Here is a 13336-nt window from a genome sequence, read left to right as displayed (position 1 = left end):
CAACCTATCGGAGCGGTGGGCCGCCGGCGGTGAGGCGCATCAGGTTCGGAAGCGATACCCCATGCCGGCCTCGGTCAGCAGGTGGCGTGGATGCGCCGGATCGGGCTCGAGTTTGCGCCGCAGCTGACCGAGATACACCCGGAGATAGTGGGTCTCGGTCTCGTACGCCGGACCCCACACCTCGCGCAGCAGTTCTCGCTGTCCGACCAGCTTGCCGCGGTGCCGCACCAGCATCTCGAGCATGCCCCACTCGGTGGGGGTGAGGTGGACCGGCTGCCCGTCGCGCGTCACCGATCTCGCGGCCAGATCCACGGTGAACGAGTCGGTCACGACGACCGCCTCGCCGTCGCCGTCCGCCGTGCGCGCGGCGCGCCGAACCGCGACGCGCAGCCGGGCGAGGAACTCGTCCATGCCGAACGGCTTGGTCACGTAGTCGTCCGCACCCGCGTCCAGCGCGTCGACCTTGTCGCCGGAATCCGAACGGGCGGACAGCACGATCACGGGCACGGTGGTCCACCCGCGAAGTCCGGCGAGCACCTCCAGGCCGTCGAGATCCGGCAGACCCAGGTCGAGGACGATCACGTCCGGATGCCTCTCGGCGGCGGCGCGCAGAGCTCCCGCTCCGGTCGACGCCGTCGACACGTCGTAGCCCCGCACCCCGAGATTGATGCGCAGCGCCCGCAGCAACTGCGGCTCGTCGTCGACGACGAGGACACGGGTGGGCGGCGGTCCCGGCCGCGGCGTCTCGGTCGTTCCCCCGTCCTCGGTCACGACGCCGCCGGCAGGTCGACGGTGACGGTCAGCCCGCCGCCGACGGTGCGCTGCGTCGACACCGTGCCGTGCATGGCCTCGACGAAGCCGCGCACCACGGACAGTCCGAGGCCGACGCCGGTGGTGTTGTCGCGATCCCCGAGCCGCTGGAACGCGTCGAAGACCGTCTCCTCCGAGCCGTCCGCGATACCGGGCCCGTGGTCGGCCACGGCGAGCCGGACGCGGTCGTCGTCCACACGAGCGGACACGCGGATCTCGCCGTGGGGTGCGTACCGCACCGCGTTGTCGATCAGATTCGCCACCACCCGCTCCAGCAGACCCTCGTCCGCCAGCACCGACAGATCTCCCACCTCCACCTGCAGGCGGGACCGCGCCGGACCGACGGAGGCCGAGGCGCGGTGCACGACCTCGTCGAGGAACACACGCGCCGACACCGGCCGCACCACGCCGGCGGCCAGGCGCGAGGAGTCGAGCAGGTTCTCCACCAGCGCGGTGAGCTGATCCGCCGACTCCTCGACCGTCGCCAGCAACTCCGCGGTGTCCTCGGGCGAGAAGGTGACGTCCTCGCTGCGCAGACTCGAGGCGGCGGCCTTGACCGCGGCCAGCGGCGTCCTCAGGTCGTGTCCCACGGCGGACAGCAGTGCCCGCCGCAGTGTGTCCGACTCGACGGCGGCCGCGGCGGTGCTCGCCTCCGCGGCCAGTTCGCTCTGGCGGATCAAGCCGACCGCCTGATTGGCGACCGCCGTGAGGACACGCCGGTCGGTCGCTCGGGTGCGGTGCCCCGCGAGGACGAGGGCGTACTCCTCGTCGCCCACCTCCACCGCGGTGTCGGCGGCGTCCACGCTCGTGGGCGGGTTCTCCCCCACTGCACTGACGACGCCGTGCCCCGAGCGCAGCACCGCCACGGCGCGCTGCCCGTACGTCTCGCGCACCCGCTCGAGCAGAGCGGGCAGGTCGGCTCCCCGCAGCACCGATCCGGCGAACAGCGCCAGCAGTTCCGCCTGTTGCGACGCGCTGCGGGCGTCCCGTGCCCGCCGGGCGGCCGCGTCGACGAGCACGGCCACCGCCACGGCGACGACGAGCAGCACCACCGTCGTCACGAAGTTGTCCGGTTCGGCGATGGTGAAGCTGTAGCGCGGATCGGTGAAGAAGTAGTTCAACAGCAGAGCCGAGAACAGTGCCGACAGCGCGGCCGGAGCGACACCGCCGAGCAGGGACACCGCCAGCACCACCACGAAGAACAGGGCGCTCTCACCGCCGAGTTCGAGGGAATCGTCGAACAGCGAGATGATCGCGGCCGCAAGTGCAGGAACCACGACCGACGCGGCCCACGCCAACGGGCGTCGCAACGCCGGCGCGGCAGTGCGTCTGATTCCGCGGCGCGCCTCCTCGTGAGTGACCATGTGCACGTCGATCTTGCCGGAATGCTGCACCACCGACGATCCGATGCCCTCGTCGAAGATGCGGGCCCACCGCGAGCGACGTGACGTCCCGAGCACCAGCTGTGTCGCGTTGACGCCCCGCGCGAACTCAAGAAGCGTCGCCGGAACATCGTCGCCGACGACGCTGTGCACGGAGGCACCGAGCGCGGTGGCCAGGGTACGGACCTTGCCCATGTGCGAGGCGGAGACACCGGAGAGTCCGTCGCCTCGGACCACATGCAGCACCATCAGTTCCGCGCTGGACTTGGCGGCGATTCGGCTCGCCCGGCGCAGCAGCGTCTCGGATTCGGGACCGCCGGTCACCGCGACAACGAGACGTTCTCGTGCTTCCCACGTGTCCTTGATGGCGTTGTCCGCACGGTAGCGGGCCAGCGCCGCGTCGACCTGATCGGCCAGCCACAGCAGTGCCAGCTCCCGCAGCGCAGTGAGATTACCCCGTCGGAAGAAGTTGCTGAGCGCTGCGTCGACCTTCTCGGGCGCGTAGACGTTCCCGTGTGACAGCCTGCGCCGCAACGCTTCCGGGGTGATGTCGACCAGCTCGACCTGGGCTGCGGCCCGCACGATGGCGTCGGGAACCGTCTCCCGTTGCACCACACCGGTAATGCGCTGGACCACGTCGTTGAGACTCTCGAGGTGCTGCACGTTCAGAGTCGACACCACGTCGATCCCGGCGGCCAGAAACTCCTCGACGTCCTGCCAGCGCTTGGCGTTACGACTGCCCGGAGTGTTCGTGTGGGCCAGTTCGTCGACGAGCACCAATTCCGGCATTCTGGCCACGACGCCGTCGACGTCGAGTTCGGGCACCGAGGCTCCGCGATACTCGACCATTTTCGGCGCCAGTACCGCGATGCCGTCCAGCATCTCTGCCGTTCGAGTGCGTCCATGAGTCTCGACGACACCGGCGACGACGTCACACCCGCGGGACTGGCGACGGTGCGCCTCGCCGAGCATCGCGAACGTCTTTCCCACGCCCGGCGCCGCGCCGAGATAGATACGCAGTTCTCCCCTGCCCCCCGGAGTCGTGCGTTCGTCTGCGGCGTCGGCGTGCATGCTCACCTGCTCATCATCCACCCGTGGTCGAGCAGTCGGGTGCAGTCAGTCCCAGGTCGACGTTCAGCGTGGCGACGTTCACCACCGATTGTCCGAGGAAACCGAGCTGCCGACCGTCGGTGTTCTCCGCGACCAGCGTGCGCACCTCGTCCTGTGATTTCCCTGTTGCTGCCGCCACGCGGGCGACCTGAAGCTCTGCATACGCCGGGCTGATGTCCGGGTCGATACCCGAACCCGAACCCGTCACCGCGTCGACGGGCACCGCCGCCGGATCGACGTTCTCACGCTCGGCGATCGCAGCGCGACGTTGCTCGATGAACGACGCGAGAGTGTCACTGCTCGGACCCTGGTTCAGAGGGAGAGCGGCGGAGGGGTCGCCCGCGGCAAAGGCGTCGTCATCGGCGACCGACCCCGTGACGCGCGTGTGGAAATACGGATCGGGTTGTCCGTCTGCGACAGTGGTGTCGACGCCGATGAGCGAGCTGCCGACAACACATCCCGAGGCATCGCGGATGGGTGAGCCTTCCGCCGAATCGGACCCGATCCGGCTGACCGCCCACACCGCAGCCGGGTACCCGATGCCGAGAAGTACCGTCAACGCCAACAGGACCGTGAACCCGGCGACGACCTGTTTGAAGAACACCGAAGTAATACGCATTGCTAGCCCATTCCAGGAATAAGTCGGACCACGAGGTCGATCAGCCAGATGCCGACGAAGGGCGAGATCACGCCTCCGACGCCATAGACGGCGAGGTTGCGGCCGAGCAGTGTCGACGCGGTGGACGGCGTGTACCGAACACCTTTCAGCGCAAGGGGAATCAGCGCCACGATGACCAGTGCGTTGAACACCACGGCCGAGACGATCGCTGATTGTGGAGTTGCCAGCCGCATGATGTTCAGCGTGTCGAGCTGGGGATACACCGTGGAGAACATTGCCGGCAGGATCGCGAAGTACTTGGCGAGGTCGTTCGCCAACGAGAACGTGGTGAGCGCTCCGCGGGTGATGAGGAGTTGCTTTCCGACCTCGACCACCTCGATCAATTTGGTGGGATCGGAATCGAGATCCACCATGTTGCCCGCCTCCTTCGCTGCGGACGTGCCGGTGTTCATTGCCACGCCTACGTCGGCCTGAGCCAGCGCGGGAGCGTCGTTGGTGCCATCCCCCGTCATTGCGACCAGCCGACCACCGTTCTGTTCACGGCGGATCAATGCGAGTTTGTCTTCCGGTGTCGCTTCGGCGAGGAAATCGTCGACCCCGGCTTCCGCAGCGATGGCCCGAGCGGTGAGGGGGTTGTCACCGGTCACCATCACGGTCCGAATGCCCATGGCGCGCAACCGTTCGAATCGTTCGGCGATGTGAGGCTTGACCACATCGGACAACTCGACGACTCCGAGAACTCGGGCGCTCGAACCGGATTCGGCGACCGCAACGACGAGCGGAGTACCGCCCGCTTCGGACACCGACTCGACCGAATCACGTACCGCAGTGTCGGTGGCGTCGCCACTGCGTTCAAGGACCCAGGCGAACACGCTGTCGGAGGCGCCCTTTCGGATCTGCCGACCGTCGACGTCCAGCCCACTCATGCGGGTCTGAGCGGTGAACGGAACGAACTCACCCCCTGCTGCGGGATCTGCTTCCCCGCCGAAGTCGCGTGCGACGAGTTCGACGATGCTGCGTCCCTCGGGTGTTCCGTCAGCGAGCGAAGACAGGCGAGCCGCATCGGCGAGTTCCCGAACCTCGACCCCTGGTGCCGGATGCAGTGCCGTGGCTCTGCGATTTCCGAAGGTGATCGTGCCGGTCTTGTCCATCAGCAGGGTGTCGATGTCACCGGCGGCCTCGACCGCGCGGCCCGACATGGCGAGAACGTTGCGCTGCACCAGTCGGTCCATGCCGGCGATGCCGATGGCGGACAGGAGTGCGCCGATGGTCGTCGGGATCAGGCAGACGAGAAGTGCGATGAGCTTGACCGGATCCTGCGCCGACCCCGCGTAGATGCTCATGGGACCGATGGCCACGACGGCAAGCAAGAACACGATGGTCAGGGACGCGAGCAGGATGTTGAGAGCGATCTCGTTCGGAGTCTTCTGTCGCGACGCACCCTCGACGAGCGCGATCATCCGGTCGACGAACGTCTCACCCTGTGCGGCGGTGATCTTCACGACGATCCGGTCCGACAGCACGGTGGTGCCGCCGGTGACGGCGCTTCGGTCACCGCCCGATTCACGCACCACCGGTGCGGATTCACCCGTGATGGCGGATTCGTCCACCGATGCGATGCCGTCGACCACGTCACCGTCACCAGGAATGACTTCCCCTGCGGTGACGACCACCTCGTCACCGACCTTCAGTTCGGTGCCGGGCACGCTCTCGACGGACCCGTCGGGCAGCCGACGATTGGCAAGCGTGTCCCGTTTGACGTTGCGCAGACTGGCCGCCTGGGCCTTGCCGCGACCCTCGGCAACGGACTCGGCGAGGTTCGCGAACACCACGGTGAACCAGAGCCACCCGGTGACGAGCCAGGAAAACACCGACGGGTCGGCGATCGCCATGACAGTGGTGATGACCGAGCCGACCAGAACGACGAACATGACCGGGTTGCGGGCCTGGTGACGCGGATCGAGCTTGCGGAATGCGGTGGGTAACGAGGTCCACAGCTGCTTGGGGCTGAAGTAGCCGGACTTGACGGGAGCCGGCGCGCCGTTGTCGGGTGTCGCCTCCGACAGAGTGGGATGGTCGTTGACGAGGGTCATTGCAAAGCCTCCGCGAAGGGGCCCAGCGCGAGCGCCGGGAAGAATGTGAGCGCAGCGACGAGGACGATCGTGCCGGTGAGAAGACCGGCGAACAGCAGTCCCGTGGTGGGGAGCGTGCCGGGTCCGGCCGGACTTCGACGCTTGGTCACGAGTGAGCCGGCGAGAGCCAGAACGAACACGATCGGAAGAAATCGGCCGAGCAACATCGCAATGCCGAGGGAGGTCTGGAACCAGTCGTCGGTCACGGTCAGTCCGCCGAACGCACTTCCGTTGTTGTTCGACGCGGAGGCGTAGGCATAGAGCACCTCACTGAACCCGTGGATCGAACCCGGAGTTCCAGGGTCGCCGCTGTTGCCGAGCGCTCCGCTGGTGGAACCGAGGATCACCGTGACACCGGTCCCGATCAGAACGAGCGCCGGCATGACCAGTACCGACAGCGCTGCCATCGTGATCTCGCGTCTGCCGAGCTTCTTCCCGAGGTATTCGGGCGTGCGTCCGACCAGAAGCCCACCCACGAACACGGCGATGACGGCCAGCACCAGCATTCCGTAGAGGCCGGTCCCGACTCCGCCGGGTGCGACCTCGCCGAAGAGCATGTTCAGGATGACGACTCCACCGCCGAGCGGGGACATGGCGTCGTGCGCGGAATTGACTGCACCGGTCGATGTTCCGGTGGTGCTGACTGCGAACAGGGCCGAGCCGGGAATGCCGAATCGTTGTTCCTTGCCCTCCATCATGGCGCCGGCGGCCTGCGCAGCGACGCCACGAGTACCGGATTCCGCAGCGAGCGTCACGGCGAGAATGCCGGCCCACAGCAACGCCATGACGGCGAGGATCGACAGACCCTGCTTGCGTTCTCCGACGAGGGTTCCGAAGGTGCGCGTCAATGCGACCGGGATCAACAGCAGGGCGATGATCTCGACGATGTTGGACAACGGCGTCGGGTTCTCGAACGGGTGCGCCGAGTTGGCTGCCAGGATTCCGCCGCCGTTGGTGCCGAGCTCTTTGATCGCTTCCTGAGAGGCGACGGGAGCGAGAGCATTCGTGATCGAGCTACCGTCCAGACCCGTCGACGCGAAGCTGCTGTGGAACGACATGACCACGCCCTGCGTCAGCAGGATCAGCGCCACGACGAACGACAACGGCAGCAGGATCCGAAGTACGCCGCGTGTGAGATCGACCCAGAAGTTTCCGAGTTCGCCTCCACTGCGCACACGAACGAACCCGCGGATCACTGCAACCGCCACGGCCAATCCCACTGCGGCAGAGACGAAATTCTGCACTGCGAGGCCGAGCGGTTGCGTGAGGTTGCTCATCGTTGTCTCGGGTGAATACGACTGCCAGTTGGTGTTGGTCACGAAGGAGATGGCGGTGTTGAACGCAACCGACGGGCTGACACCGGGCAGCGAATTGTTCAGCGGCAGAACACCTTGAACGCGTTGGAGGGCATAGAGGAAGAAGACGCCGGCCGCAGAGAAGCCCAGCAGCGACAAGGCGTAGCCGACCCACGTCTGTTCCGAGCGGGGGTCGATCCGGCACACGCGATACAGCAGGGATTCCACCCGCCAGTCCGCTGTTGCCGATACCGACCTGCTCGTCGGCTGCGGAGGGTCGAGAGCAGTGGTCGTGGTGATCGTCGATCCCTCTGCCTGGTTCGCGGCAGAGCTGACCACTTCGTCACGAGCACGTGCATCTCGCGGGGTGGTGAACACGCGCGCCATGTGGTCGCCGAGTGGAACGTAGGCGGCAGCGAGCACGATCACGACGGCCGCGATCTGCACGCCGGCCGCAAGTGCGGGGGTCACGGCTCAGAACCTTTCGGGGTCGAGCAACGCGATCAGCAGGTACACCGCAAGTGCCGCGGACACCACGATCAAGATCACGCTCTCGATTCCGGCGGCGGTCATGCGGATCGCCCGAGTCGAAGAACGGTGAATACCAGCACAGCGAAACCTGCTGCGGCGGTGAGTAGATAGGCCAGGTCAGCCATGGATGCAATCCTCGTGAAACGGCGACGAACTGCCGGCGGTTGCTCGGCAGCTACGCCAGCGTCCACCCCCTACGCGCCCATCTCGGCCTCACTGACACTCTGTTGACGCTGCGAGCAGGCGTTTTTATGAGATCTTTACGACCGACGTGCCGGGAGTCGCCCTACCCCCGCCGAACCCTCGGCGCCGGCTGACACTTCGGACAGCTGAAGGACGACCGATTCATGAACTTCTCGCGGCGGATGGGAGCGCCGCAGCGAGGGCACGGGAGTCCCTCCTGGCCGTATGCGGCCAGTGACCGGTCGAAGTACCCCGACTGACCGTTCACGTTGACGTAAAGCGCGTCGAACGAGGTGCCGCCCTGCGCCAGTGCCTCCCCCATGACAGCGTGCGCGTTGTTCAGCAACCTGCGCAGCGCCGGGCGAGTCAGTGAATCGGTGAGTCGATTGCCGTGGATCTTGCTGCGCCACAACGACTCGTCGGCGTAGATGTTGCCCACGCCCGACACGACGGTCTGATCGAGGAGCGCGCGCTTGATCTCGGTGTGCTTCCCCCGCATCGCCGTCACCACGGACTCCGCGTCGAACTGGGGGTCGAGTGGGTCGCGGGCGATGTGCGCCACGGGAACCGGGACCCGGGAGCCGTCGACCTCCACGAGGTCGGCGACGGCCCACCCGCCGAACGTCCGCTGATCGACGAATCGCAGATCCTTGCCGCTGCCCAGTCGGGCGCGGATGCGGAGATGCTTCTCGTCGGGTGCGTCCGCGGGCTGGACGAGCATCTGCCCGCTCATGCCCAGGTGCACCACGATCGACTCGAGCGGCCCGGTCGCGTCGTCGTTCGCGGCGACCACGAGCCAGAGGTACTTGCCACGGCGCTCGGCGGACACGACGGTGGTGCCGGCCAGTCGCGACTGGAGATCGAGACTTCCCTCGAGATGCCGTCGAGCGGCACGCGGATGAAGGACCTCGATGTCGACGAGGGTCTCCCCCACGACGTGCGACGCGAGTCCGCGTCGCACCACCTCGACCTCGGGAAGTTCAGGCATTCCGGTCGGACGACATCTCCGGGGTCGGGCCGGCGATCAGCGCTGCGGAGGCCGATTCACTGAGGGCGTTCCAGGCCGCGCTGGCGGCGCGCTGCTCGGCTTCCTTCTTCGAGCGACCCACGCCCTGCCCGTGCGGCGATCCGCCGACGAGCACGGTGGCCGTGAACTCCTTGTCGTGGTCCGGTCCCGTCGCGGTGATCTCGTACGCGGGAACACCGAGACCCTTCTCGGCCGTGAGCTCCTGCAGGCTGGTCTTCCAGTCGAGGCCGGCACCGAGACGCGGTCCACGCTCGAGCAACGCGTCGAACAGACGCAGCACCACCTCGCGTGCGACGTCGATGCCGTGCTCGACGTGGATGGCGCCGAGAAGCGATTCCATGCCGTCCGCGAGGATCGACGGCTTGTCGCGCCCACCGGTCATCTCCTCGCCCTTGCCCAGAAGCAGGTGCGCACCGAGTCCGCCGTCACCCAGTTGGCGAGCCACCTCGGCGAGCGCGTGCATGTTGACCACGCTCGCGCGGATCTTGGCCAGCTCGCCCTCCGACTTGTCGGGGTGGGCGCTGTACAGCTGCTCGGTGATGCTCAGACCCAGAACGGAATCTCCGAGGAACTCGAGGCGTTCGTTCGTGGGCAGCCCACCGTTCTCGTACGCGTACGAGCGGTGGGTGAGAGCGTGGACAAGCAGGTCGTGGTCCAGAGACACGCCAAGAGCGGCGAGAAGCGATGCATGATCGTCCTCGCCGCTCCGGTCTGTCGCTGGCGACTGTGAGGTCACCGTCAGACTGCCGCGGTGACCTGGCGACCCTTGTAGGTGCCGCAGTTCGGGCACACCGTGTGGGGCAGGGTCTTCTCGCCGCACCCGCGGTTGGGGCAGGTGATGAGGGTGGGTGCAGTGGTCTTCCACTGGCTGCGTCGCGATCGGGTGTTGGACCGCGACATCTTGCGCTTCGGAACAGCCACTTCTACTTCTCCTCGTACTCGTTCGGTGCAATGTCGTGCTGGTGAAGCACGGGTCGTGCAGGCGCAGGGTGCGCCGGCCGACTAGGTCTGGTCGGTGTCGGTCTGCAGCTTCGCCGCGAGACCGGCCCAGCGAGGATCAATTGTCTCATGCGCATGACCCGGTTCCGCAATCGACAGGCGGATGCCGCACTCCGGGCACAGTCCCTGGCAGTCCTCGGTGCACAGGGGTCGCAGCGGCAGGGTGAGCCCCGCCACGTCCACGATCAGTGGTTCGAGATCGATCGCGTCGTCCTCGACCCGGTAGAGATCGTCCTCGTCCGTGGTGGCCTCGGTGACGCTGTTCGGGTACGCGTACAGCTCCGTGAGGTGGAGCTGCACGTGTGACGTGAACGGCTCGAGGCACCGCGAGCACTCACCGACGGTGTCGGCGTCGACCGTGCCGCTGACGAGCACACCCTCGGACACGGACTCGAACCGGAGATCGAGATCGATGTCGGCCCCCTCCTGGATCGCGATCAGGTCCAGACCGATGCGCGACGGGGAGGGAACGGTGCGAGCGACCGGCATCATCGACCCTGCGCGGCGACCCAGACGACGGGTGTCCACCACCAGCCCCGAGACGGGTTCGGCGGAGTGGCGACGAGCAGCGGGAGACAACGAACGATCCTTTCACGGGCGGTGCGGGCAACCACTCCACGATACGGGAGCGTCAGGTCAGCGCCAAATCACACCAGCCCACCCTGCGAGGAGGGATCTGCGTGGCGGTCAGTAGCGCGAGCGGCCCTCACCACGCGAGTCGGCGAAATCGGTGTCGTAACTCGGAACGCCACTGCCGGTGCGGAGCTGCTGCCGTCCCCGACCGACGGACCGCAACGTGCCGGAGAGAATCTCCTCGAACTCCGCGAACTTCGTGTCGACGTAAAGGTCGCACTCGGTACGCAGACGATCCGACTCGGCGTGCGCCGCGTCGATGACCCGAGCGGACTCCGCGTGCGCGGACTGCACCACCTCGGTCTGCGAGACCAGGCGCTCCTGTTCGGCGAGACCCTCGGCGACGGAACGCTCGTAGGCCGCCTTGCCGGCGTCGATCGAGCGAGCGGACTCGACGCGGCCGCGCTCGGTCAGCGTCTCGTACTCGTGCTCCGCGTCCGCGATGGTGGCGTCGGCGCGCGCGGTGGCGTCGGCGACGAGGCTCTCGGCGTGCGCGGTGGCCTCGGCGACCATCCGGTCGGCGTGGGCCTTCGCGTCGGCCAGGAGTCGATCGGCCTCGTCCCGCGCGTTCTCCACCGTGCTGGTGGCTTCCGCGTCGGCCGACGAGATCGTCTTCTCGGCACCGGTCCGTGCGTCCGACACCAGCTTGTCGCGGTGGTCCAGCACGTCCTGCGCGTCGTCGAGCTCACCCGGAATGGCGTCTCGGACGTCGTCCAGCAGCTCCAGCACATCACCACGCGGGACGACGCATCCCGCGGTCATCGGGACGCCGCGCGCCTCCTCGACGATCGCGACGAGCTCGTCGAGCGCCTCGAATACCCGGTACACCGTGCTCGGCCCTCACTTCGATCGACAGTCTCTGAGTTCGGCGACCACACCCGTCGGGCGCGATCTCCGGTGTCAGTGTGCCCGGTACGCGCACCGGTCCGCACGATTGTCCCCCGGTGTGTCGCCGTCCGGCCCGGTCAGGAGCGCTCGGCGAGCCGGGCCAGCAGTCGGTCGTGCACGGCGGCCGGAACCATCGTCGTGACGTCTCCGCCCAGTCGCGCGATCTCCTTGATGAGCGAGCTCGACAGGCTGCTGTGCACCGGGTCGGTTCCGAGGAACACCGTGTCCACGCCGGTGAGTCGCCGGTTCATCTGCGCCATCTGCACCTCGTAGTCGAAGTCGGCGGCGTTGCGCAGACCCTTCACGATGGCGGTGGCCCCGGACTCCGACGCGAAGTCGACGAGCAACCCCTGCCACGTCGCGACGCGCACACCCTGCAGATGAGTGGTGGCCTGCGCCAGCATCTCGACCCGTTCGTCGACGGTGAAGAGTCCACTCTTGTTGGGGTTCACCACCACCGTGACGATGACCTCGTCGAATTGCGTTGCGACGCGCGAGATCACGTCGAGATGACCGTTGTGGATCGGATCGAAGGATCCCGGGACCAGGGCGCGGCTCATGGTGGGTGAACGTATCAGCTTCCCTGTGCGGGGTGCTCGATCTGCGCGACCTCGAACCGGGCCATGTCGATGCGAGCCTCGCCGTAGCGCTTGGCCTTCAGTTCGACGAGCCCGGCGGGCCACACCGTTGCGGGCGAGCGCGAGGACCGCTCGACGACCACGAGGGCGTCCTCGGCGAGCCACTCGCCCTCGACGAGTCGGTCCAACACCGAGGACACGGCGCCGTCCGACACGGAGTACGGAGGATCGGCGAGCACGAGGTCGTAGCGGCGCTCCGGTGTCCCGCCGACGACGGCCGCGACGGGCGCGGTACGCACCTGCGCTCCCGGCAGTCCCACGGATTCGATGTTCCGGGCGACCACGGCCGCCGCGCGCGCGTCGTTCTCGACGAGGAGGACGTGCTCGGCTCCGCGCGAGAGCGCTTCGAGACCGAGAGCGCCAGACCCCGCGTACAGGTCCAGCACCGACGCACCGTCGAGGTACATCCGGCTCTCGAGCGCACTGAAGAGCGCCTCTCGGACCCGGTCCGCGGTGGGTCTGGTGCCGCGGGACGGCACGACGAGCGAACGCCCGCCGGCCGTCCCGGCCACGATCCTGGTCACTGCGAGAACCCTGTCAGGAGCGGTCGGTGGTGTCGCCGACGGCGATGACGCAGATCAGGTCCCCGCCCTCGACCTGCGCGACACCGGACAGAGCCAGACGGGTCACGGTGCCCGCCCGCGGCGCGGTGACCGCTGCTTCCATCTTCATCGCCTCGATCGTCGCCACCGTCTCCCCCGCCGACACCGACTGCCCCACCTCCGCGGTCAACGTCACCACACCCGCGAACGGCGCCGCCAGATGCGACGGATCGTCCCGATCCGCCTTCTCCGTCGTCGGCGCATCCGCCGAGATCGACCTGTCCCGCACCGACACCGGCCGCAACTGTCCGTTGAGGATGCACATCACCGTCCGCATCCCCGCCTCGTCCGGCTCCGAGATCGCCTCCAACCCGATCAGCAGATCCACACCCTTCTCCAGGCGCACCCGATGCTCGTCGCCCTGACGCAACCCGTAGAAGAACTGATTCGCCGACAACCCCGAGGTGTCCCCGTACTTCTCCCGATGCTCCGCCAACTCCTTCGCCGGCCCCGGGAACAACAGATGATTGAGACGATCACGCCGCTC

At 67.4% G+C, this 13336-nt stretch carries 13 protein-coding genes and 1 pseudogene; all 14 read right to left on the bottom strand.

The window, feature by feature from the left end:
- Nucleotides 1–39: 39 nt before the first annotated feature.
- Nucleotides 40–771: a response regulator gene (locus BR07_RS0107990; protein WP_027504984.1), complete on the bottom strand. Its 732-nt coding sequence runs from the start codon at nucleotides 769–771 to the stop codon at nucleotides 40–42.
- Nucleotides 768–3263, bottom strand: a complete 2496-nt coding sequence (locus tag BR07_RS0107985; RefSeq protein ID WP_027504983.1) for a sensor histidine kinase — start codon at nucleotides 3261–3263, stop codon at nucleotides 768–770. The genes BR07_RS0107990 and BR07_RS0107985 overlap by 4 nt, the downstream gene beginning before the upstream one ends.
- 13 nt (nucleotides 3264–3276) lie before the next feature.
- Nucleotides 3277–3921 (bottom strand): potassium-transporting ATPase subunit C, encoded by a 645-nt coding sequence (locus tag BR07_RS0107980; protein ID WP_027504982.1) that lies wholly within the window; start codon nucleotides 3919–3921, stop codon nucleotides 3277–3279.
- A 2-nt stretch (nucleotides 3922–3923) separates the two neighbouring features.
- Nucleotides 3924–6014, bottom strand: a complete 2091-nt coding sequence (kdpB, locus tag BR07_RS0107975; RefSeq protein ID WP_027504981.1) for a potassium-transporting ATPase subunit KdpB — start codon at nucleotides 6012–6014, stop codon at nucleotides 3924–3926.
- Nucleotides 6011–7579 (bottom strand): annotated as a pseudogene (kdpA, locus tag BR07_RS0107970) (potassium-transporting ATPase subunit KdpA); the annotation flags it as partial. The gene kdpB and the pseudogene kdpA, both read right to left, overlap by 4 nt.
- Before the next feature lie 243 nt (nucleotides 7580–7822).
- Entirely contained in the window at nucleotides 7823–7921 is a 99-nt protein-coding gene (kdpF, locus tag BR07_RS0107965) for a K(+)-transporting ATPase subunit F (protein ID WP_027504979.1), read from the bottom strand.
- A 244-nt stretch (nucleotides 7922–8165) separates the two neighbouring features.
- The gene (gene mutM, locus BR07_RS0107960) at nucleotides 8166–9050 is read right to left on the bottom strand and encodes a bifunctional DNA-formamidopyrimidine glycosylase/DNA-(apurinic or apyrimidinic site) lyase (protein ID WP_027504978.1); all 885 of its coding nucleotides are present in this window, start codon (nucleotides 9048–9050) and stop codon (nucleotides 8166–8168) included.
- The gene (rnc, locus tag BR07_RS0107955; protein WP_027504977.1) at nucleotides 9043–9825 is read right to left on the bottom strand and encodes a ribonuclease III; all 783 of its coding nucleotides are present in this window, start codon (nucleotides 9823–9825) and stop codon (nucleotides 9043–9045) included. Before rnc ends, mutM begins: the two co-directional genes overlap by 8 nt.
- Before the next feature lie 2 nt (nucleotides 9826–9827).
- On the bottom strand, nucleotides 9828–10010 hold the full coding sequence (gene rpmF / locus BR07_RS0107950; RefSeq protein WP_027504976.1) for a 50S ribosomal protein L32: 183 nt from the start codon (nucleotides 10008–10010) through the stop codon (nucleotides 9828–9830).
- Between the two features lie 81 nt (nucleotides 10011–10091).
- Nucleotides 10092–10580, bottom strand: a complete 489-nt coding sequence (locus tag BR07_RS0107945) for a YceD family protein (RefSeq protein WP_081821208.1) — start codon at nucleotides 10578–10580, stop codon at nucleotides 10092–10094.
- 195 nt (nucleotides 10581–10775) lie between these two features.
- Nucleotides 10776–11549, bottom strand: a complete 774-nt coding sequence (locus BR07_RS0107940; protein WP_027504974.1) for a DivIVA domain-containing protein — start codon at nucleotides 11547–11549, stop codon at nucleotides 10776–10778.
- A gap of 137 nt (nucleotides 11550–11686) precedes the next feature.
- On the bottom strand, nucleotides 11687–12169 hold the full coding sequence (gene coaD / locus BR07_RS0107935; RefSeq protein WP_027504973.1) for a pantetheine-phosphate adenylyltransferase: 483 nt from the start codon (nucleotides 12167–12169) through the stop codon (nucleotides 11687–11689).
- 14 nt (nucleotides 12170–12183) lie between these two features.
- Nucleotides 12184–12771 carry a 16S rRNA (guanine(966)-N(2))-methyltransferase RsmD gene (gene rsmD / locus BR07_RS23825; protein WP_037185266.1) on the bottom strand — a complete coding sequence of 196 codons (588 nt, stop codon included), beginning with the start codon at nucleotides 12769–12771 and terminating at the stop codon, nucleotides 12184–12186.
- A 13-nt stretch (nucleotides 12772–12784) separates the two neighbouring features.
- Nucleotides 12785–13336 (bottom strand): biotin/lipoyl-containing protein (locus BR07_RS23820; RefSeq protein ID WP_037185264.1); only part of this gene is annotated, 552 nt, incomplete at its 5' end.

The sequence above is a fragment of the Rhodococcus sp. UNC23MFCrub1.1 genome (assembly GCF_000686025.1).
Classification (GTDB): Bacteria; Actinomycetota; Actinomycetes; order Mycobacteriales; family Mycobacteriaceae; genus Rhodococcoides.
Note: the sequence above shows the minus strand (reverse complement) of the source record. Positions and strands in the feature narration are given on the sequence as shown.

Excerpts from the sequence above, each read along its gene's own strand:
- BR07_RS0107945 (WP_081821208.1), bottom strand. The coding sequence starts at position 10,580 with ATGATGCCGGTCGCTCGCACCGTTCCCTCCCCGTCGCGCATCGGTCTG.
- kdpB (WP_027504981.1), bottom strand. The coding sequence starts at position 6,014 with ATGACCCTCGTCAACGACCATCCCACTCTGTCGGAGGCGACACCCGAC.
- kdpF (WP_027504979.1), bottom strand. The coding sequence starts at position 7,921 with ATGACCGCCGCCGGAATCGAGAGCGTGATCTTGATCGTGGTGTCCGCG.
- BR07_RS0107985 (WP_027504983.1), bottom strand. The coding sequence starts at position 3,263 with ATGCACGCCGACGCCGCAGACGAACGCACGACTCCGGGGGGCAGGGGA.
- coaD (WP_027504973.1), bottom strand. The coding sequence starts at position 12,169 with ATGAGCCGCGCCCTGGTCCCGGGATCCTTCGATCCGATCCACAACGGT.
- BR07_RS0107980 (WP_027504982.1), bottom strand. The coding sequence starts at position 3,921 with ATGCGTATTACTTCGGTGTTCTTCAAACAGGTCGTCGCCGGGTTCACG.
- mutM (WP_027504978.1), bottom strand. The coding sequence starts at position 9,050 with ATGCCTGAACTTCCCGAGGTCGAGGTGGTGCGACGCGGACTCGCGTCG.